Source organism: Mycolicibacterium iranicum, from assembly GCF_002101705.1.
Classification (GTDB): Bacteria; Actinomycetota; Actinomycetes; order Mycobacteriales; family Mycobacteriaceae; genus Mycobacterium; species Mycobacterium iranicum.
The window spans coordinates 60,054-80,735 of the sequence record NZ_LQPC01000050.1 but is presented as its reverse complement, the minus strand read 5'-3'; the positions used below and the strand labels follow the sequence as shown (position 1 = coordinate 80,735).

General features: G+C 65.9%; 21 protein-coding genes and 1 tRNA gene. 9 read left to right on the top strand and 13 right to left on the bottom strand.

From position 1 onward, the window contains the following. Window positions 1–6 precede the first annotated feature (6 nt). From thrC to argS, 4 genes are read right to left on the bottom strand one after another with little or no spacing between them, the layout of a single operon-like run. On the bottom strand, window positions 7–1,086 hold the full coding sequence (gene thrC / locus AWC12_RS25015) for a threonine synthase (RefSeq protein ID WP_085177740.1): 1,080 nt from the start codon (window positions 1,084–1,086) through the stop codon (window positions 7–9). Beyond that, complete coding sequence (locus AWC12_RS25010; RefSeq protein WP_024449274.1) at window positions 1,083–2,402, bottom strand: homoserine dehydrogenase; 1,320 nt, start codon at window positions 2,400–2,402, stop codon at window positions 1,083–1,085. Before AWC12_RS25010 ends, thrC begins: the two co-directional genes overlap by 4 nt. A gap of 5 nt (window positions 2,403–2,407) precedes the next feature. After that, entirely contained in the window at window positions 2,408–3,841 is a 1,434-nt protein-coding gene (gene lysA, locus AWC12_RS25005; protein WP_085177738.1) for a diaminopimelate decarboxylase, read from the bottom strand. Beyond that, window positions 3,838–5,490, bottom strand: coding sequence for an arginine--tRNA ligase (gene argS, locus AWC12_RS25000; protein WP_085177737.1), 1,653 nt, complete (start codon window positions 5,488–5,490; stop codon window positions 3,838–3,840). The genes lysA and argS overlap by 4 nt, the downstream gene beginning before the upstream one ends. Window positions 5,491–5,699: 209 nt before the next feature. Between argS and AWC12_RS24995 the strand changes: the two genes are divergently transcribed. Beyond that, window positions 5,700–5,772 (top strand) — tRNA-Arg (locus AWC12_RS24995). Between the two features lie 82 nt (window positions 5,773–5,854). Here the strand turns inward: AWC12_RS24995 and AWC12_RS24990 are convergent. The 4 genes from AWC12_RS24990 to AWC12_RS24975 all read right to left on the bottom strand — a co-directional run bounded on the left by AWC12_RS24990 (window position 5,855) and on the right by AWC12_RS24975 (window position 9,850). Continuing rightward, window positions 5,855–6,877, bottom strand: coding sequence for a hypothetical protein (locus tag AWC12_RS24990; protein WP_085177735.1), 1,023 nt, complete (start codon window positions 6,875–6,877; stop codon window positions 5,855–5,857). A gap of 20 nt (window positions 6,878–6,897) precedes the next feature. Next, entirely contained in the window at window positions 6,898–8,361 is a 1,464-nt protein-coding gene (locus AWC12_RS24985; protein ID WP_133057380.1) for an alpha/beta hydrolase, read from the bottom strand. 22 nt (window positions 8,362–8,383) lie between these two features. Further along, complete coding sequence (locus AWC12_RS24980) at window positions 8,384–8,998, bottom strand: DUF1989 domain-containing protein (protein ID WP_085177731.1); 615 nt, start codon at window positions 8,996–8,998, stop codon at window positions 8,384–8,386. A 99-nt stretch (window positions 8,999–9,097) separates the two neighbouring features. Then, window positions 9,098–9,850 (bottom strand): MspA family porin, encoded by a 753-nt coding sequence (locus AWC12_RS24975; protein WP_024449268.1) that lies wholly within the window; start codon window positions 9,848–9,850, stop codon window positions 9,098–9,100. Between the two features lie 159 nt (window positions 9,851–10,009). Here AWC12_RS24975 and AWC12_RS24970 point away from each other — a divergent pair, with 159 nt between their 5' ends. Then, window positions 10,010–10,216 (top strand): hypothetical protein, encoded by a 207-nt coding sequence (locus AWC12_RS24970; RefSeq protein ID WP_085177729.1) that lies wholly within the window; start codon window positions 10,010–10,012, stop codon window positions 10,214–10,216. Window positions 10,217–10,471: 255 nt separating this feature from the next. Here the strand turns inward: AWC12_RS24970 and AWC12_RS24965 are convergent, their stop codons facing one another. From AWC12_RS24965 to AWC12_RS24950, 4 genes are all read right to left on the bottom strand, one after another. Next, on the bottom strand, window positions 10,472–10,891 hold the full coding sequence (locus AWC12_RS24965; RefSeq protein WP_085177727.1) for a hypothetical protein: 420 nt from the start codon (window positions 10,889–10,891) through the stop codon (window positions 10,472–10,474). Between the two features lie 104 nt (window positions 10,892–10,995). After that, a complete protein-coding gene (locus tag AWC12_RS24960) occupies window positions 10,996–11,280 on the bottom strand; it encodes a hypothetical protein (protein WP_085177725.1) in 285 nt (94 codons plus the stop codon). A 92-nt stretch (window positions 11,281–11,372) separates the two neighbouring features. Beyond that, the gene (locus AWC12_RS24955; RefSeq protein ID WP_085177723.1) at window positions 11,373–12,005 is read right to left on the bottom strand and encodes a GIY-YIG nuclease family protein; all 633 of its coding nucleotides are present in this window, start codon (window positions 12,003–12,005) and stop codon (window positions 11,373–11,375) included. Window positions 12,006–12,047: 42 nt separating this feature from the next. Then, on the bottom strand, window positions 12,048–12,965 hold the full coding sequence (locus tag AWC12_RS24950; RefSeq protein ID WP_085177721.1) for a lytic transglycosylase domain-containing protein: 918 nt from the start codon (window positions 12,963–12,965) through the stop codon (window positions 12,048–12,050). A 73-nt stretch (window positions 12,966–13,038) separates the two neighbouring features. On the opposite strand from AWC12_RS24950, the gene AWC12_RS24945 reads away from it, so the two are divergent. Beyond that, entirely contained in the window at window positions 13,039–13,854 is an 816-nt protein-coding gene (locus tag AWC12_RS24945; protein WP_085177719.1) for a DUF1460 domain-containing protein, read from the top strand. Window positions 13,855–13,859: 5 nt separating this feature from the next. Here the strand turns inward: AWC12_RS24945 and AWC12_RS24940 are convergent, their stop codons facing one another. Continuing rightward, complete coding sequence (locus AWC12_RS24940) at window positions 13,860–14,750, bottom strand: SDR family NAD(P)-dependent oxidoreductase (RefSeq protein ID WP_110808741.1); 891 nt, start codon at window positions 14,748–14,750, stop codon at window positions 13,860–13,862. A 73-nt stretch (window positions 14,751–14,823) separates the two neighbouring features. Between AWC12_RS24940 and AWC12_RS24935 the strand changes: the two genes are divergently transcribed. From AWC12_RS24935 to AWC12_RS24910, 6 genes are all read left to right on the top strand, one after another. Further along, window positions 14,824–15,267 carry a nuclear transport factor 2 family protein gene (locus AWC12_RS24935; RefSeq protein WP_085177715.1) on the top strand — a complete coding sequence of 148 codons (444 nt, stop codon included), beginning with the start codon at window positions 14,824–14,826 and terminating at the stop codon, window positions 15,265–15,267. A gap of 38 nt (window positions 15,268–15,305) precedes the next feature. After that, window positions 15,306–16,559, top strand: coding sequence for a DUF1214 domain-containing protein (locus AWC12_RS24930; protein WP_085177713.1), 1,254 nt, complete (start codon window positions 15,306–15,308; stop codon window positions 16,557–16,559). A gap of 1 nt (window position 16,560) precedes the next feature. Further along, window positions 16,561–17,421, top strand: a complete 861-nt coding sequence (locus AWC12_RS24925) for an oxidoreductase (protein ID WP_085177711.1) — start codon at window positions 16,561–16,563, stop codon at window positions 17,419–17,421. A gap of 2 nt (window positions 17,422–17,423) precedes the next feature. After that, entirely contained in the window at window positions 17,424–18,242 is an 819-nt protein-coding gene (locus AWC12_RS24920) for a mycofactocin-coupled SDR family oxidoreductase (RefSeq protein ID WP_085177709.1), read from the top strand. 160 nt (window positions 18,243–18,402) lie between these two features. Then, a complete protein-coding gene (locus AWC12_RS24915; protein WP_085177707.1) occupies window positions 18,403–19,560 on the top strand; it encodes an acyl-CoA dehydrogenase family protein in 1,158 nt (385 codons plus the stop codon). A gap of 8 nt (window positions 19,561–19,568) precedes the next feature. Then, entirely contained in the window at window positions 19,569–20,675 is a 1,107-nt protein-coding gene (locus tag AWC12_RS24910; RefSeq protein WP_085177706.1) for an acyl-CoA dehydrogenase family protein, read from the top strand. Window positions 20,676–20,682 lie beyond the last annotated feature (7 nt).

Below are 20,682 nucleotides of genomic sequence, written 5' to 3'. Positions count from 1 at the left end.
CCCGTCCTAGACGAGGCCGAGCTTGGCGACGACGGCGACGGGGTCGACGGGGACCGGAATGACCGCGGGCATGCCCTTCAGCGCGGTATCGGGATCCTTGAGGCCGTTGCCGGTGACGGTGCATACGACGGTGGAACCCTTGGCCACCCAACCGTCTTCGATGGCCTTCAGCAGGCCGGCGATGCTGGCGGCCGAAGCGGGCTCGACGAACACGCCTTCTGCGCGGGCGACGAGGTGGTATGCGGCAAGGATCTCTTCGTCGGTGGCGGCCAGGAATCGACCGTCCGACTGTTGTTGGGCTTCGACTGCCGAGGTCCACGACGCGGGCGAGCCGATGCGGATCGCGGTGGCGATCGTCTCGGGATCGCTGACGGGCTCACCGAGCACCAGAGGCGCCGCGCCTGCGGCCTGGGTGCCGAGCATGCGCGGCAACCGCGTGGCAAGGCCGTCGCGGTGGTACTCGGTGTAGCCCTTCCAGTAGGCGGTGATGTTGCCCGCGTTGCCGACCGGCAGTGCATGGATGTCAGGGGCGTCGCCCAACGCGTCGACGATCTCGAAGGAGGCCGTCTTCTGACCTTCGATCCGGAATGGGTTGACGGAGTTGACAAGTGACACCGTCGGGAAGTCAGAGGTGAGCTTGCGCGCAAGCTCGAGGCAGTCGTCGAAGTTGCCGTCGATCTGGATGATCTTGGCGCCGTGCATGACCGCCTGGGCGAGCTTGCCCATCGCGATCTTGCCCTGCGGCACGAGCACCGCGCAGGTGATGCCGGCGCGAGCCGCGTACGCTGCCGCCGATGCCGACGTGTTGCCGGTGGAGGCGCACAGCACGGCCTGCTGCCCACGCGACACGGCCTCCGTGACGGCCATCGTCATGCCGCGGTCCTTGAAGGACCCGGTCGGGTTGAGCCCTTCGACCTTCAGATGCACGGTGCAACCGGTGTATTCGGAGAGCCGCGGCGCAGGCAGCAGCGGGGTGCCGCCCTCGCGCAACGTGATCGGGGTCCAGGTGTCCTCGACCGGGAGCCGGTCCCGGTAGGCCTCGATCAGCCCAGGCCAGGGCTGGTGTACGGCACGGGTGGTACTCACTCTGTGGTCCCTTCCAAGCGCAGGACACTGTTGATGTTTTGCACGACGTCCAGATCGGCCAGTGCGGCAACGGTTTCCGAGAGGGCGGCGTCGGTGGCCTGATGGGTCACCACCACGATGCGGGCGCCGCAGCGCTGCCCGCCTTCGTCGACCATCCCCTCCTGGCGTACCTCGGCGATACTGACCTCACGCTTGGAGAACTGGGCCGCGACGGCTGACAGCACACCGGGCCGGTCTGCCACGTTCATGTTGACGTAGTAGCGGGTGGGGATGAAGCCGATCGGCGCGACCGGGAGCTTGGCGTACTTGGACTCGCGAGGTCCACGGCCCCCCTGCACACGGTTGCGCGCGGCCATCACCACGTCGCCGAGCACGGCCGACGCCGTGGGCGCACCGCCTGCGCCCTGTCCGTAGAACATCAGCCGTCCCGCCGCCTCGGCCTCGACGACGACCGCGTTGAAGGCGCCGTTGACGGAGGCCAACGGGTGCTCCAGCGGCACCAGCGCCGGGTAGACACGGGCTGAAACCCGTTCCCGCCCTTCGTCGTCGACGAGCCGCTCGCAGATCGCGAGCAGCTTGATCGTGCAGCCGAGGGCACGGGCGGACGCGAAGTCTGCCGCCGACACCTTCGTCATACCCTCCCGGTAGACGTCGTCGGCGGTGACGCGCGTGTGGAACGCGATCGACGCGAGGATCGCCGCTTTGGCCGCTGCGTCGTAGCCTTCGACGTCGGCGGTCGGATCAGCCTCGGCGTATCCGAGCGCGCCGGCGTCGGCGAGGGCACTGGCGTAGTCGGCGCCGGTGCTGTCCATCTCCGAGAGGATGTAGTTCGTGGTGCCGTTGACGATTCCGGCCACTCGCAGGACGGTGTCGCCGGCCAGCGACTGGGTCAGCGGCCGGATGACGGGGATAGCCCCGGCGACAGCGGCTTCGAAGTAGAGGTCGACGTGGGCGCTCTCGGCCGCCTGAGCGAGCTCGCCGGCCGACACGGCCATCAGGGCCTTGTTGGCGGTGACGACGGACTTGCCCTGTTCGAGCGCGGCGAGGATCGCCTTGCGGGCGGGCTCCACCGGTCCCATCACCTCGACGACGATGTCGACGTCGTCGCGGGAGACCAGTTCTTCGATGTTGTCGGTGAGAAGATCCGCCGGCACACCGCGGTCTTCGGCCACCCGCCGGACACCGATCCCGCGCACGACCAGCGGCGCGCCGATACGGGCCGTCAGGTCGGCCGCGCTCTCCTCGATGATGCGCACCACCTGGCTGCCGACATTGCCCAGCCCCAGTACGGCTATTCCGATCGGCTTTTCTGCCACGTCACTCACCGCTTTACCTCACTTACTTCCAGACTCAGTAGATCGTCGACCGTCTCCCGGCGCAGGATCAGGCGGGCCCGTCCGTCGCGCACGGCCACCACAGCGGGCCGGCCGATCAGGTTGTAGCGGCTCGACATCGAGTAGCAGTATGCGCCGGTCGCGGCGACGCCGAGCAGGTCCCCCGGCGTTACGTCGTCGGGCAGCCACGCGTCGCGCACCACGATGTCCCCGCTCTCACAGTGCTTGCCGACCACCCGAGACAGCGTCGGGGTCGCTTCGCTGGTCCGCGACAGCAGCCGGACGTCGTATTCGGCGCCATACAGCGAGGTGCGGATGTTGTCGCTCATCCCACCGTCCACGCTGACGTACCGGCGGTGCGCGGTCGGGCTGACGGCAACGTCTTTGACGGTGCCCACCTCGTAGAGCGTGATGGTGCCGGGTCCGGCGATGGCGCGGCCGGGCTCGACCACCAGCTTCGGAGCAGGCAACCCGACGGCCTCGGACTCGCTGCGCACGATCCCCTTCAGCTTGCTCGCTAGCTCGCTCATCGGCGGCGGATTGTCATGCGGCAGGTAGGAAATGCCCAGTCCACCACCGAGGTCGACGATGTCCATCTGCGAGGTCTTCTCAACACCGAATTCGGCCACGACGTCGCGCAACAGGCCGATCACCCGGTGCGCGGCGATTTCGAAACCCGCGACGTCGAAGATCTGCGAACCGATGTGGCTGTGCAGACCGACAAGTCGCAGGTTGTCGGTCTCGAAAACGCGGCGTACCGCGGCCATCGCAGCGCCGGACGCCAGCGACAGTCCGAACTTCTGGTCCTCGTGCGCGGTCGAGATGAACTCGTGGGTATGCGCCTCCACGCCGACGGTGACACGGACCAGAACGTCCTGAACGGTTCCGTTTTCGGCCGCAATCCGGTCGAGGCGGTCGATCTCCACCATGGAGTCGACCACCACGTGGCCGACGCGGTTCTTGACCGCTGCCGTCAGCTCCTCGACAGATTTGTTGTTGCCGTGCATCGTGATTCGCTCGGCAGGGAAACCGGCGTGCAGCGCGACGGCAAGCTCGCCGCCCGTGGCGACATCGAGCGACAACCCCTCTTCGTCGACCCATCGTGCGATCTCCGAGCACAGGAACGCCTTGGCCGCGTAGTGGACGTACTCACCTCCGCCGAATGCCGACGAGATGTCGCGGCAGCGAGCACGGAAGTCAGCCTCGTCGATGACGAAGACCGGGGTGCCGAACTCGGCGGCGATGTCGGTGACGGAGACGCCCGCGACGGAGACGAGACCTCCGTCGAGGTCACGAACAGTGTTCTGCGGCCACACATTCGGCGCGAGTTGCAGCACTTCGGCGGCAGTCAGCGGACGCTCCGGCGTCGCGGCAGCCTGGATTTCTTCGGCGTGTCTGGGGCCGGCCGGGTGCGCGATCACATCCGCTCCGGCGCACTGACACCGAGGATGCCCAGGCCGTTGGCGATCACCTGCCGGGTAGCGGCGCACAGTGCCAGCCGTGCGGCGTGCAGCTCACCGGGCTCTTCGTCACCCTGAGGCAGCACTCGGCACGCGTCGTAGAACCGGTGGTAGTCCCCGGCGAGATCTTCGAGGTAGCGCGACACGCGGTGCGGCTCACGCAGGCTCGCCGCAGTCTTGAGAATCCGCGGGAACTCCCCCAGATTGCGGATCAGGGTGCCTTCCTTGTCATGGGTCAGCAGATCCACCCGCGCGGTGTCAGGGGTGATTCCGAGTTCAGCGGCGTTGCGCGCCAGCGCGGACAACCGTGCATGCGCGTATTGCACGTAGTAGACCGGGTTCTCAGCTGAGGCCGACGACCACAGCGCGAGGTCGATGTCGATGGGGGTGTCGACCGAGCTACGGATCAGTGAGTAGCGGGCGGCGTCGACGCCGATGGCCTCGACGAGATCGTCGAGGGTGATGACCGTGCCGGCACGCTTGCTCATCCGGACCGGCTGGCCGTCACGAACGAGGTTGACCATCTGGCCGATCAGCACCTCGACGGTGTCGGGATCGTCGCCCAGCGCTGCCGCCGAGGCCTTCAGCCGGGCGATGTAGCCGTGGTGGTCGGCCCCGAGCATGTAGATGCACAGGTCGAAGCCACGTTTACGCTTGTCGAGGAAGTACGCGAGGTCACCGGCGATGTAGGCGGGCTTGCCGTCGCTCTTGATGACGACGCGGTCCTTGTCGTCTCCGAAGTCCGTGGTACGCAACCAGACTGCGCCGTCCTTCTCGTAGGCGAACCCGGTCTCGCGCAGCTTCGCGATGGCTTGCTCCACGCGGCCGGACGTGTGCATCGAGTCTTCGTGGGTGTAGACGTCGAAGTCGGTGCCGAACTCGTGCAGTGACTGCTTGATGTGGTCGAACATCAGGTTCACGCCGATCGCCCGGAACGTTTCCCGCATCTCGGCGTCGGGCAGGTTGAGTGCATCGGGCTCCTTCGCGAGAACCTGTCCCGCGATGTCGGCGATGTAGGTGCCTGCGTATCCGTCCTCCGGTGTCGGCTCCCCCTTCGCGGACGCGATCAGAGAGTTGGTGAACCGGTCGATCTGGGCGCCGTGGTCGTTGAAGTAGTACTCGCGGACGACTTCGGCCCCCTGGGTGGTCAACAACCGCCCCAGGGCGTCGCCGACCGCGGCCCACCGGGTGCCACCGATATGGATGGGGCCGGTCGGGTTGGCAGAAACGAACTCGAGGTTCACGTTCTTGCCACCGAGGTCGGCCGAGTGTCCGTACGCGGTACCGGCCGCGATGACGTCACCGACGATCACGTTCTGCGCCGACGCCTCGATTCGCAGGTTGACAAAGCCCGGACCTGCAACGTCGGCGGCGGCGATGCCGTCGTTCGCCAGGAGCGCTTCAGCCAGCCAGCCCGCAAGCTCGCGAGGATTGACGCCCACCTTCTTGCCGAGCTGCAGTGCCAGGTTGGTCGCGTAATCGCCGTGCTCGGGGTTGCGCGGACGCTCGACGGTGACGACGTCGGGCAGGGCAGCGGAGTCGAGGGCGTGCTCGGCCAGCACCGCGGCGGCGGTGGCCTTGAGCAGTTCGGCCAGATCGGCGGGGGTCACGAGGGTCCATCCTATGGTCTGACCTGTTCCGGGCCGAATCCGTTTCCCCGTCGCCGGCCCAGGGCTGCAAGGGCGCCTGCCGCGACCGATCCGTGCCCACGTGCGACCCGTCGAAGCGGTGGATGTCGGCCCCTACCGATGTGTTCATTGATCGTGTCGTGGATGCGTTAGTCTGTTCAGGCCCAACCGGCGCAGCTGTCACAGCACGCGCCCCCGTAGCTCAGGGGATAGAGCGTCTGCCTCCGGAGCAGAAGGCCGCAGGTTCGAATCCTGCCGGGGGCACCCTTTTACCAGCCGCTTTTCCCGAATCGGGGTCCAGGCTGTCGACTTGAAGGCCTCGAAATAGGCGGCGCCGGGTGCCGGCTCACTCCGGAAGATAGAACAGCAGGACAAGCGCGAGCCCTATCACTACCGCGCCGGCGATCAGCACCAGCGCACGCCGCTCTACACCAGACGCGGCCTGCTCACCACGGGATTGCCTGACGTAGATGCCGGCGACCGTGACGGCGAGGATGGCCGTCACGGCTGCGTAGGACAGCAGATACAGGACGTCGATCATCAGGAGGTAGCTCGCGTCGGGCAGCGTCGAGGACACTCCCCAGTGCATGGCTACCAGGGCCAACAGGGCCGTGATCCCCAGACCGATCTTGGCGTCCACATGCACCACGGGAACCATCAGCGCGAGAGCGGCGGCGATCAGAACAATGGTGACCGGCAAGATCGTCTTGACGATTCCCGATGCTGCGGGCGAAGACAACGGGATGCTGACCGTGATCCTCGGATACGTGCGGCTCTCCCGCGTGCTCTCGACCTCCCCGAAGGAGGAGGTGTAGGTGAATTCGCCGAAGTCGATCTGTGGCTCACCAATGCGGTAACCGGGCAGGGTTACCTCGGGATCCAACGCGATCGGATCGCTGTCGGGCCGGTAGACGACGTCTCGGGTGGTGCCGAGGCCGTCCTCGATGATGATGCGCAGAGTCTGCCGCTCAAAGGGGTAGTCCGACAACGACAGTGGCGAGTTGAACGAACCTTGGTAGCGGGCCAGCCACAGTAGGCTCCCGTCGGGCTGAAGCTGCGGCTCGTCGTACACCGGGGTGACCACCAGCGCCCAGGACTGGTAGGGGTTCATCACCTCCACCCCGGCCGTGGGGTCGAGGTCGGGGTTCCGCCACCGCAGCCACACGTAGAAGTCGGCATCGAAGCTGTTGGTGGTCAGATTGATGGCCTGAATATTGGACACGTAGACACCGGCAAGCACCTCATCGGCGCCAGCCTTGTCCTCGGTGGACAGATGCCTGATCGTGGTAGAAGCGGTTGGTTTTTGTTCGCTCTGCAGACTTGCCGTCCAATCGGCCAGTCCGAGCAGCGCGGCGACCGCAAGGACCACTGCAACACTCGCCGCGCGTCTCATGGAGTGGCTGGACAGGTGAAGAGCGGTTCAGGCGGCGTCGCACCGCGCAGCAGGAATGCCATGAGCATCTCGTCGGCACACGCGTTCTGGGAACTCGCCAGATGCCCTGGGCCGGGAGCGATCACGAGTGATGATCCGCTGATCTGACCGTGCAAGGAGCGCGCCCATTCCTCTGGGGTAGCTGGGTCGCCGGTGGTGGTGAGGATCAGCACGGGGCCGCCGCCTTCAGGCTTCACGGGAGCGGGTCTGCGAACGGGGGCGACGGGCCAGGACTCACACGGCGCCAGCGACCACGCCCAATTGCCGCCGCTGATCGGGCTTTCCTTCGCCCACAGCGGCGCCAACTCGCCCGGACGCTTCGGATCGCGTTCGGTGGCGAAGTCTGTGCACACCACCGAGAGGTACTCCGAGTCAGCGGGATTCACCATCAAGTCGGGGGAATAGGCGGCCTCGACCACCTCTGACCACCGGCCTGCCAGGGCGTCGCCGAGCGCTGTCCTCAAGGTCGGCCATCCCGACTGTGGCATGTACTGCGAGGATTCGACCAAAGCCAGCATCCTCGACCCCGACAGTTGCCGCCCGTCAGGTTCGCGGTGGGGCGTCGCGTCGAGCCGATCGATGAGACCGACGATCGTGCGCACCGCGTTCTCCACCGGACCGGTCAGTGGGCAGTCGGTGCGACGCAGACAATCTTGCGCGAAAGCAGTGACACTGGCTTGCATTCCGATGGCTTGACCGTGCCGGACCTCGCGATAATCCAGCTCGGGCGCCATGACTGAGTACAGCACTACTCGGCCGGTGCGCTGCGGGAACGTCTGCAGGTACAGCGCCCCGAGGAAAGTCCCGTAGGAGTAGCCCAGGTAGCTGACCTCCTCGAAACCCATCGCTGCCCGAAGGGCATCCACATCGCGGACCACGTTCTCGGTACCGAGATGGCTGAGGGCCGAGGCGAATTGACGCTCACACGCCGCGCCGATGCCCGCCGAGAGTTCTTGACGGCGTCGAATGTCGGGCTCGGTTCGAGGCACACTGGGCTGGTCGAAGATCGCCGCCTTCTGCGCATCGTCGAGGCACGACACGGCCGGGCTCGACCCACCCATGCCGCGCGGATCGAAGGACACCACCGTGTAGACCTCGGCGAACTTCTGGTAGTAGTCCCGACCCGAGGTCAGATCCCCGACACCGCTGACGCCGGGGCCGCCCGGGTTCATCACCAGCAGTTGCGGATTCGCGGCCGAGGACGGGATTCGGCGGACAGGGATGGTGAATCGCGGTCCGTCGGTGCGGCTGTAGTCGTAGGGCACTGTCAACGTCGCGCACTCCAGGCCCGCCGAGCCTTCACCCGAGCACGAGGTCCACTCGCTGAGCTGAGGGACCGGAAGGGCTGATGCCGGGGCGTTTTCGCGCGGGGCCGCTGAACAACTCGCGAGAAGCACCGCACCGGTGAGCAGGACGCTCACCGATCTCGCCGCGGTACCCACGCTATGGCCCGATCTCGAGCAGCAGTGAACCGCAGTTGTCTCCGTTGATCGGTTCGAGGTCCATCGAGCATGCGGTCACGATGACGAAGACCGCCATCTCCGCGCGCAAGGTCACGGAGTCACCCGGTCGGCTCAACGCCGGGAGAGCGGTGAGGACGCCATTGTCTTCTATCCGGGTCCGTTGAAATAAGTTGACCGGATCGGGCACGTGCGCCGGGAACCATTCGACCTTCGCCGCCTCCGCGCGAAAGTTCTCGCTGCAGCTCGGATGGTGACCGAAATGCCCCAGCGCGCTGTACATCTCCGCGCTACACGGGGCAAACATCATGTCGTGCACCCCCGGCGAGTCGTCCTGTTCGAAGGCGAGAAGGGGACGGTAGGCGGTGGTCCAAAAGGACCCGCCGACGGCTGGGAACAGCCGCCAGTTCCAGGCTCTGGTGACGGCCACTGACAGCCATTCGTCCGGATCGGTCGCAGACACCGCGAACACGTCGGCGACCTGAGATCCCTCGACGTCGACGATTTTCACGCGTTTCCCGGCCGCCAGGCTCACAACCGCGCCGCCCTGCGCAGGCACCACCACGCTCGTCGACATATCGCCGTTCGGAACTGCCATGGCCGCTCCTTGACCCTGGAACCGACCTGTCAGATTACTCCCGGTCTCGTTCCAGCAAGGGACAGTTCGCGCAATACATGAGCCGGCCTGACCGGGGAATCACACCTTCTTCGTCGTGCCGTAGTACCCCAGGATGGAGTCGGATTGGTCAGTCGCATGCGTGAGCACGGCGTAGGACCTGATGAACGACTCTCCCACGCAGCCGTCGATCTTCACCTGGAAACCACTGATCGACACCCACGGGTCGTTGCCGGTGAACTCCTTGCGCCCCACAGGAACGGTGTTGATGATGCCGGGCCGCAAACCGACGGCGATGCCACCGGTGACCGGCGCAGACAGCACCGGCGCGATGCCGTCGATGAACTCGCCCTCGCCATCGAGTCCCACCAGGCCCAGAGACGGCGTGAGCCCTGCAGAACCCGTCATGGTGACGCCGTTGGCACCCATGTCGATGCCACAACCGATTTGGTAACCGACCTCCAACACTCCTCGCGGCGGCACGGAGCCCTCCGGCCCGACAAGCGAACCGTTGAACACGCCACTGACCACGTAACTCCGCGACGACAACGCGGTGGTCAACGGATTCACGTTGCGGATGACCTCATCCTTGGCGCCAACTGTCAGCGCCCAACCGTTGGGTGTAGTGGTCGTGGATGCAGGAGCGGAAACGATGAGTGCGTCCGCGCCCGGGGCGATGACTCCCGCTGCGTGGGCGACGGGTGCTGCGCCGCTGACGGCAGGGTCGAGCACCGGCGCAACGACATCAGGTGCCGGCTCGGCAGCCGCGGGACACGCGACTGCCGGCATCAGAACCCAGACGATGCTGAGTGCGCCAAGCCAACTCAGCTTCACGAGAGGGAACCTACTATCGGATTCGGCTAGAGGGACCTCCCCAATATCAACTTGTGACAGGCCGCAAGCATATTGTGATGTGACAAACCTCGGGGACGACTGTCACGGCGCCGATTGACTCCGACGATCACTCGGCACGATTGCGAGGATGATGCACTCATGAAGCCGAGCAAGGCGTGCAAGGGCAGCGGTAAGAGTTGGTCGGTGAACAAGGACGGCAAGCCGATCTGCCCCGGCTGTCACAGGGCGTTCAGCACGGTGGCCGGTTACGGAAAAAAGGTGCGCGACACTCCCGTCGTCCCGCCGCACGACCGCCGCGGCCCCCAGGATGTGCAGAAGTCCGGACGCGACCGGCGCGCAGACTGAATGCCGCGGCGGCTGGAGCGGCCAAGCGCTGGGAAGACGTCCAGCGGCGAATGCAGGTTGCAAGAGCAGACGCTGTGACGCATGACTGGTGAAAACTATTTCTAGACAATAGATTTCACCTCCGAACCGGAGGATTTCAGAGGCATCGCCGTCGGCGCGACAGGCGGGCCCGCCTGCGGTTTCGCACCAGTACAGCGGCCTGCCGACGTCCTTCGAGGTGATGGAGGTCAACTGCCCCCGAGCCGACCGCCCCTGTCAGGACGGGACGAGGACGAAGGTGGTCGATCCCACAGGTCCGTTGTTGCCACAGGGATTCGGCCCGTTCAGTGTGTAGAGCCCGTTCGTGCCATCGAGGTTGAAGGTGTACCGGGCCACCACGTCGACGGCGCGACCGTCCGGGCAGAACGCTCCTGCGGGCACGAACTGGTCCAGCACGTACTGCGCGCCTTGGATGCGCGCCTGGCCCTGATCCCTGTTGTTCTCGAGGTTGAACAGGCTGATACAGCCGGGACCGCAACTGTCGATACGCATGCTGATGTCCTCGGTGGCACCCGTGGCCATGACGGACCGGTACTGATACAGGCCCGGGGCGAGATCGGCATGCGCGGGTGCCGCCAAAGCGAGGGCGGTGGCACAGACACCGGCGGCCACCGCACTCACGGTCAGGTTTCTCATGATGCCTCCCTCGCGCTGATCAGCGCATTACCGAGAGTGTAGGAAGCCTCGGTCGGGCCCCGGATCGTTTTCGTCAAGGGCGTCCGGCTGTGGCCCCCGGCCCGTCAGATCCCCGTACACAGCGACACGAAAGGAATCGGCGCGCAGATCCCGATCGAGAAGCCCGGCGTGGGGTCACCGTTCCACGGCGGAGGCGGCGGCGGTGGCGGTGGCGGTGGCGGCGCCGGTGGAAGCGGGGCAACGACACACGTGTTCGACGGTGCGTCGTACACCGTGCCGACGCCGCATTCGGCTGCCTGAGCACTTCCCGCCGATAGCACCAACCACGAAGCCGGAAGCGCCACCACCGCGGCGACCGTCAACGCCGTCCGTATTGATCTCGTCCGCATCCGGGCCTCCTGCGATGAACCCCGACCCACTTTGCGTACTCGCATCGTAGTCCTGCGGTGCGTCGCGTTCATCCCACTTCGCAAGTCGTTCGCTACGACCACTCCGCCAGGATGCGCATCTTGCCTGCCTTCACCGCAGCGTCCTTGCGGCGCTTCTTCAGGGTCGATGCGAACGCATTGTGGTCGTTGTTCTGAATGTTCAACGGCAGATCCAGTGCGCTGATCAGCTTGGCCTCGAGGTACCAGGGCTCCGGATGCAGGACCCAGGACACCGCGACATTCTCGGCCATCCACTGGGTCAGGATCGCCTCCCCGCCTGCGAAGGTCTGTCGCTTGCCCGAGCCGATCCGGCGCAGCGCAAAACCCAACTCGTCGCCGAGAAGAACGCCGAGCGACTTGCGCAGCGTCGACCCGTCTGCGCTGGCGTTGCCCGCACCGAAGTGGTATCGGATGCGCTTGCGCAAATCCTGCGGCGCCTGGGGCTTGCCGTCTGCGCGCGGCGGCCCGGGACTGATTCCGACGTACAGAAGCGTCCAACCATCGCGCTGCTCGCAGCCGGAGACGTCGATGCCACCGGGAATCTGGCGGAACCACCACCCGTGAGCACCCGCAGCAGCCGGCACCGGATCGTCGTCGGCGAACACTTGGTCACGCGTATATCGTTGCGCGTCAAGAAAGTTCGCGACAGCTCGGGCGTTGCGCTTCGCAGACATCGACTCGGCCATGGGATGCAGCGTAGCCGGGATCGGCTGACAGCTGGCCGGCGTTCACTGCGGGTGGCGCTTCAGGTACTCCTGCACGGGGATGGGCGAGGTCGAGGAATAGCCGACCGGCAGAACGACGTCGCCGGCCACCGTGTTGTAGTACACGTCCCACCGGTGGTAGCCCGCGAAAACAGCCGGGTCCGCTCCGATCAGCGTGGCGTACTGATTGATCGCGCGAACGTACTGGCGCGAATTGTTGTACCGATAGAGCGCGTGATCGCGGTCGCGCGCGAAGCCGTGGGCGGCGAGGAACCGTCCGGCCGCCATGATGCTGTCGTGCGGGGACAGGATGTCCGTGCCCGCGCCGTGCGTGGCGAACGTCGAGGGCATGAACTGCATCGGACCCTGCGCTCCGGCGGTGCTGACGCCCGAGATGCGCCCGTAGGCGGTCTCGACGAAATTGATCGCCGCCAGGTAGTTCCAGCCGACACCCGAGGCCGCCTCGGCCTTGCGGTAGTAGCCGAGCAGCTCCTCGGCGGGTCGTGGCGGATCGATCCGCCACGCCGGCAACGTCGGCTTGCCGCGGCCCATCGCACTCAATTGCCTACGCGCATCGATGTTGCGGTCGTACACATCGAGAAGCGTTCGGGGAACGCGGGCGCGCGCGATCACATCCCATTCCGGGTGCCTGGCCAGGACGCGGTAGGCCTTCTGCTGCCGGCGTGCAGCGGCGGTCAGCGTCTCCTCCGAGGACTGTTGATCGCGCAGGGCGTGCTCGTCGGCGACGAGGTCGTCGACGATCCGTGCCGGATCCGGGGCGAGCACCGGTTGCGCGGTGCTCGGCAGGGTCGGCTGAGCAGTCTGCGCCCCGACCGCCTGAGGTGGCGCAGGGTCGGCGGCCGGCGGCGCAGGCGCGGAGCATCCGACGAGCACAGATGCGGCCACCGCCGCAACGCCAACCCGATTGCCGCTCAATGCCATCTCCTCGACGACGGTTCACCGTGATCCAACCAGTCTGACCGATCCGGTTGGACTCTCGACGTACAGTGGCCCAATGCTGCGGTGCATCATGAGCCTCCACCGACTTGCGTGTGTTGGCGTGGTGCTCACGCTGATCGCCGGCGGAGGAACGGTTTCGGCCTCCGCGGCGCCGGGCGTTCGCATCACCGAGGGCAGCGATCAGAACCTGCAATCGATGCTCGCCGCGATCGACGACGCCCCGAGTGCCGATGCGGGTGCGCAGGCGGAATACATCTCCCGGCTTTTCCTGGGAACGCCCTATGGCGCACACACTCTCATCGGTTCGGCGACCGAACCCGAGCAGCATGTCGTGGAACTGGAACGCGTCGACTGCTTCACCTACGCCGACTACGTCGAAGCGCTCAAACGGTCCGACAACCGCGACGAGTTCATCGCAAACCTGATCGCCGTCCGCTACAAGAACGGCGATGTCTCGTTCGAGAACAGAAAGCACTTCTTCACGGACTGGTCCGCATCTGCCCCCGCGCTCGCCACCGACATCACCGCAAGCCTCAGCGACAACGCAGTGCGAACATCCAAGGATCTCAACAGCAAGGACGACGGTGGCGTGTACCTACCGGGATTGCCGGTCGTCGCGCGAACCGTCACCTACGTTCCGAGTGAAAACGTCGACGACGACGTTGTCAGCCGGCTCTCCACGGGCGATTACCTCGGGGCCTACGCGCCGGACGGCGGGCTCGACGTCACACACGTCGGCATGTTCATCGACGCGCCGGACGGACCCGTGTTCCGCCATGCGTCGTCAGAGAGCGGCCAGGTGATCGACACTCCGCTGTCGGCATATCTGAGCACCATCAACGGGATCGTCGTGCTCCGACCGGTGATGTGAGGCACCTAGATACCCAGCGTTGTGCCGGTCTCGCGCTCGGCGAACTCCCACAGCTTCTGCGCGTCCGCGTAGTCGCAAGCAGCCGGTGCCCGGCCGCTGAGCGTCGGCGGGCCCTGTAGGCCGAACCGCCCCGCGATTCCCACATAACTGCCCGGCGGGATCGGTTCGGTGATGCAGTACAGCGTCGGCGCGGCCCCAGCGTGAATGTCGTTACCGACGACGCCGGCCATCCGGTTCACCGCCGAGTGGAATGCGGTCATGATTCGTGTGTCCGACATCTTGGCCAAATTCGACGACACCCAGCCGGGGTGAGTCAGGTAGGTGGTGACCGGTGAGCCGGCTGTGCGCAGCCGGCGGTCGAGTTCGAGGCCCCACAGCATCACGGCCAGCTTCGAACGTGCGTAGGCCGGGAAGGCCGACCATCGGTGCGTCCGCAGATGGGGGTCGTCGAACGCTATTGCCGCCGACTTGTGGGCGTCCGATCCCACGTTGATGATCTTCGATCGCACCCGTTCGAAGAGCAGGTTCGTCAGCGCGAACGGGCCGAGGAAGTTCGTGCCCATGGTCGACTCGAAGCCGTCCACTGTCTCGCCGCGGTGTTGAGCGACGAGTCCGGCGTTGTTGATCAGGATGTCGACGTCACCGTCGAACAGTCCGGGAAAGGCTTTGACGGACGACAGGTCGGCGAGGTCGAGTTTGACGACGGAGGTGTCGCCGCCCATCTCCGTCGCACGCTGTGCGCCGAGGTCGAGGTTTCGGACGGCGAGGATGACATGGGCTCCGGCTCGGGCGAGCGCCGTCGCGGTTCCCAGCCCGACCCCGTTCGTCGCACCTGTGACGATGACGCGTGTACCGGTCATGTCTCCGAGCCGCTTTTCCGACCATGTTGTTGCCACGCCCCGAGGTTAGCTGCGCCGATGAACCGCGCAAGCGTTGACATGACAGTTTTTGACTGGTTGTCTACCGGCGATGAGCGACGCCGCCCGCGAGATCGAGAACTTGGTGTACACGTACGCCGAGCGGATCGATGCAGGCGACCTGGACGGAGTGGCCGCATTGTTCGCGCACGGTCGGATCTGCGGCGTGGAGGACGGTCCGCCGGAGACAGTCTTCGAAGGCACGACACGGGTGCGGCAGATGTACGACATGGCGACGCGCCTCCACGAAGACGGGACCCCGAAGACCAAACACTTCACCACCAACGTCGTCCTGCGAGTCGACGAGGATGCCGGTACGGCCAGCGGCAGCGCGTACTACTGCGTGACGCAGGCGACTCCGGACCTGCCGCTGCAGGTCATCGTGACCGGAAGGTATCGGGACACCTTCCACCGCATCGACGGCGCCTGGTGGTTCGACACCCGCATCATGTTCGTCGACCAGGTCGGCGACACCAGCCATCACCTGAAGTTCTGAACAGATTCCGAGCCGCCGCAACTGCATAGGAGGACACGGTGTCTGACTTCTCCGGCCACCCCGTCGCCACGGTGTCACAACACGAGCAGGAGCTCGCCGCGCTGGAGTTGACGAACCATCCGACGGTCAGAGCCGCCTATCGAACCGTCGCCGAGAACTGGCTGGGACGGGCGAAACCCTCCGAGGCCATGCGCGAGGTGTTCGACGCGGCGTTCGCCGAGGTGATGTTCTCGGCCGCCATCTGGTCGTCGAACCAGGATCCGTTGCGGCCCAAAATCAGCTGCATCACCCGGCTGCAACACCCGGTCGAGGGCCGGACCATACCCGGATCACGGTGGGGCATCGACAATCCGGACAGCATCTACCGCGTCATCCCCATCTCAGGTGACGAACGCTACGAGATCCATGGCCGGGTCGGCGCACACCGGATGACGGAGAACTACTTCACGCTGTGGGACGCCAACATGGGTACCGTCGCCGTGCTCAACGGCCGCACCATGGACGTCGAGCCCGACGGATCGTTCACTATCACCGTCGACTCCGATCCCGCCAACGGACGCCCCAACCATGTGCAGTCCACGCCGGAGGCGCATGAGTTCTACATCCGCGACGTGCTGCTCAACTGGGACCGCGACGACCCCAATCACCTTGCTGTGCAACGACTCGGCGAGCAGCCGTCGGCCCCGGCGCGGACGCTCGACGAGCAGGCCGACGCGACCGCTGACATGATGGCCCACTTCGCCAACTTCACCGGCAAGCTCAGCCACGGCATCTACAAGATGCCGGCAAACCATTTCAACCTCGCCTGGTCTGCCGACAAGGTCGGTGCGATGCGCAACCAGGTGTATGTCATGGGCCGTTTCGACCTGGAACCGGGCGAAGCCTTCGTCGTGGAGGTGGGCGACGGCGGCGCAGAGTATTTCACCGTCCCGTTGAGCAACATCTGGGGAACCACCTTGGACCTCGTAGACCGCTCCGGCAGCCTCAACAAGGCGCAATCCACTGAGAACGAGGACGGCACCTACACCTTTGTCATCTCCCCCACCGACCCTGGCACCGCCAATTGGATCGACTCCGACGGACTTCGGGAGGGCATCCTGACCCTGCGGATGGCCGAATTCGGTCCGGAGGGGCCGAAAGAGGATCTGGGCGCGCGCGGCCGGGTTGTGAAACTCGACGATCTCGACAACGAGGTGCCGTCGCTGCCGCGGGTGTCCGAGCAGGAGCGGGCGACCGAGCTTGCCCAGCGCCGCGCCGCGTATCTTCGGCGCCTGCCCGAGGGGACGATCTGACATGGCTCGCTGGTTGATCACGGGATGCTCCACCGGAATCGGACGCGAAATCGCCCGTGCTGCACTCGAAGACGGCCAATCGGTGGTGGTGACCGCTCGCCGCGCCGAATCGGTGTCTAACTTCGCCGACCATTTCGGGGACCGCGTGGCCATCGTCGCCCTCGACGTCACCGACAAGGACCAGATCACCGCGGCCGTGCGTGCCGCCGACGAACGGTTCGGCGGCGTCGACGTCCTGGTCAACAACGCGGGCAACGGGTACCTGTCCGCCGTCGAAGAGGGCGAGGACGAGCAGATCCGGAAACTCTTCGACACCAACTACTTCGGCGTCGTCGACACCATCAAGGCGGTGCTGCCGCAGATGCGTGCCCGCCGCCGCGGTCACATCGTGAACATCTCGTCGATGACCGGGCTGGTCGCCAACCCGCCCAATGCCTACTACTCGTCGACCAAGTTCGCCCTCGAGGCACTGACCGAGGCGTTGGCGCAGGAGGTCGCGCCGTTCGGCATCAAGGTCACTGCGATCGAGCCCGGCGCGTTCCGCACCGACTGGGCGGCGCGGTCGATGTGGGAATCATCCTCTCCGATCGGCGATTACGACGAGAACGTCGGGGCTCGCAAAACGCTGATCAAAGAGTTCGCCCATCACCTTCCCGGCGATCCGCGCAAGGTGGCCGAGGCAGTGCTGATGGTCACCAAACTCGATGATCCGCCGCTGCGGCTGCTGCTCGGTCGTGACGTGCTCAAGGCGGTGCGGGACAAGCTGGCCGCATTCTCGGCGTCGATCGACGAGTGGGAAGCGGTGACCAAAGACGTCAACTTTCCGCCCGCGGGCGCGAAGAACGAAAGCACCGGAGACTGACGATGGACACGCTCACCGACCGCGTCGCCTTCGTCACTGGCGCGGCCAGGGGCATGGGCCGTGCGCACGCGGTGAAGCTCGCCAGTGAAGGCGTCGACGTCATCGCGCTCGACATCTGCCAAGGATTCCCCTTCACCGGCTACCCCGGCGCCTCCCCTGACGATCTGAACGAAACCGTGAGGCTGGTCGAGGCGCACGGCCGTCGAATAATGGCGCGGCGGGCCGACGTCCGTGACCCCGACGCCGTGGCCTCCGTCGTTGCCGACGGGCTCGGCGAATTCGGTCGTCTCGACATCGTCATCGCGAACGCCGGAGTGATCCGGGTGACCGACAGCGACGACCGGGCCGGCGACTTCCGGTCGATCGTCGAGGTGAACCTGATCGGCGCATGGAACACCGTCGAAGCCGCCATCCCCGCGCTGATCGCCGGCGGTCGCGGGGGCTCGGTCGTCCTGACCAGCTCGACCCAGGGCATCAAGGCGTCCGGCACCGATCGCGCCGGACTTCAGGCCTACGCCGCGTCCAAACGCGCTCTGGTCGCCCTGATGCAGGGTTGGGCACAACAGCTCGCCCCGCATTCGATACGCGTCAACGCCATTCACCCCAGCGGTGTGGCCACGGACATGATTCTCAACGAGGCGACCATGGCACTGGCCGCCGACAACGATCCATGGCTGCTGTCCCAGCAGAACGCGCTACCGATCGCGCTCGTCCAACCCGAGGAAATCGCGTCGGCGGTCGCGTGGCTGGTGTCCGACGCAGGGGCCTTCATCACCGGCACCTCGTGGCCGCTCGACGCCGGGTTCACGCTGCGCAGCTAGCATCCCTACGGCACCGGGCCGCCCGTGGTCGAGCCGCGGTTCGGCGTCGGGACTGGGGTCAACCGGGTCGGCATTGTGACAGAACACCGGGCACCCTGTTTGGCTCCCAACCAAGCGGTTAGTCTGGCCGTTGGTACGCCGACGAACCAGGAGGCCGCACATGCAGCTGGCGCTCACGCCCGAGGAAGCCGAGTTCCGCGACGAGCTTCGCGAGTTCTACCGGACCAAGATTCCGGCCGAGATCCGCGAGCGCACCCGCACCGGCTCCGAGGCCAACCGCGACGACATCGTCACGGCAAACAAGATCCTCAACGACCACGGGCTGATGGTCCCCAACTGGCCGGTCGAGTGGGGCGGCAAAGACTGGACGCCGATCCAGCAGCAGATCTGGCTCGACGAGATGCAGCTGGCCAGCGTGCCCGAGCCGCTGACATTCAATGCCAACATGGTCGGTCCGGTGATCGCCGAGTTCGGCTCTCAAGAGCTCAAGCAGCGTTTCCTGCCGCCGACGGCCGCAGTGGACATCTGGTGGTGCCAGGGCTTCTCCGAGCCCGAGGCCGGGTCGGACCTGGCATCGCTGCGCACAACCGCGCTGCGGGACGGTGACACCTATGTGGTGAACGGCCAGAAGACATGGACCACCCTCGGGCAGTACGCCGATTGGATCTTCTGCCTGGTGCGCACCGACCCGAATGCCCCGAAGAAGCAGGCCGGAATCTCGTTCCTGCTCATCGACATGAACACCCCGGGCATCACGCTGCGGCCGATCAAGCTCATCGACGGCAGCTACGAGGTCAACGAGGTCTTCTTCGAAGATGTCCGGGTGCCTGCCGACCAGCTCGTCGGCGAGGAGAACCAGGGCTGGGGTTACGCGAAGTACCTCCTGGGCAACGAGCGCAACGGCATTGCCCAGGTGGGTCGAACCAAACTGCGGATCTCCGAGGTCAAGGAACGCGCACAGAGCAGCGGCCTGATCGACGATCCGTTGTTCGCGGCCCGGCTCGCCGAACTCGAAAACGACATCCTCGCACTGGAACTGACGCAGATGCGGGTGGCGTCGGGCTCCAAGGACGGAAAGCTCAATCCCGCGTCGTCCGTACTGAAACTGCGGGGCAGCCAGCTGCAGCAGGTCGCCACCGAGCTGTTGATGGAGGTCGCCGGACCCGACGCGCTGCCGTTCGACGGCGAGGGCATCGCCTCGGCCGGCTGGGCCCAGCACAGCGCCCCGCGCTACCTCAACTACCGCAAGACCTCCATCTACGGCGGCAGCAACGAGGTCCAGCGCACCATCATCGCGTCGACCATCCTCGGATTGTGAGGTAAGACATGGACTTTCAACTCAGCGAAGAGCAGGCCCTGCTCCGCGACACCACACGCGACATGCTGTCGCGCAAGTACGACCCCGAGAGCCGACTCAAGACCATCGACAATGATCCCGGCTGGAGCCGTGACGTCTGGACTCAGCTCGCCGAAGTCGGTGTCCTGGGGCTCGGCTTCGACGAAGACGCCGGCGGCCAGATCGAAGTCCAGGTGGTGCTCACCGAGGTCGGAAGACGGCTGGCACCCGAGCCTGTGCTGCATGCCGCTCTGGGCCCCGGTGCGATCATCGCCGATGTCGGCAGCGTGGAGCAGCGGGCCCTGTTGGACGAGGTGGCTGCCGGCGAGCGCCTACTGGCGTTCGCGCACCTGGAGCCCGGAATGCGGCAACCTGTCGCCGTGGTCACCACCAAGGCTGTGCGCGAAGGGGATTCGTGGACGATCTCGGGCCGGAAGAACCCCGTGCTGGCCGGCGACTGCGCGGACACGTTGATCGTCAGCGCCGCGCTGCCCGACGGCGGTACCGGACTGTTCCTCGTCGACGGCGAGGCGGTGCAACGCAAGAACTATCGAACCTTCGACGGTCAGCGCGGTGCCGAGATCGACTTCGACAAGGTGTCCGCTGAACCGCTGGGGGAGCCGACCGACGCATCGGGCGCGATCTCCCGCGCCGTGGTGCGGATCCTGTCCGGCCTGTGCGCCGAAGCCCTCGGGGCCATGGAGGAGGCGCTGCGCCTGACATCCGAATACCTCACGCAGCGCAAGCAATTCGGCGTCACTCTGAGCAAATTCCAGACGCTGACTCAACGCGCCGCCGACATGTACGTCTCGCTCGAGCTGGCCCGTAGCATGGCGCTCTACTCGGCGATGTCGGTCGCCGATGGCGACCTCGACCCGACCAAGGCCGCCAGGGCGAAGCTGCAGATCGGCCGTTCTGGTCGCCACATCGCCCAGGAGTCCATCCAACTGCACGGCGGCATCGGCGTGACCGCCGAATACCCGATCGCCCATTACGCGGCACGGCTCACCGCCATCGAGAACACGTTCGGCTCGACGCAGGACCAGCTGCACGTGCTGATCGGCCGCCTCGGCGACTACGAGGTCGTCTCGGTCTAGGCCGCAC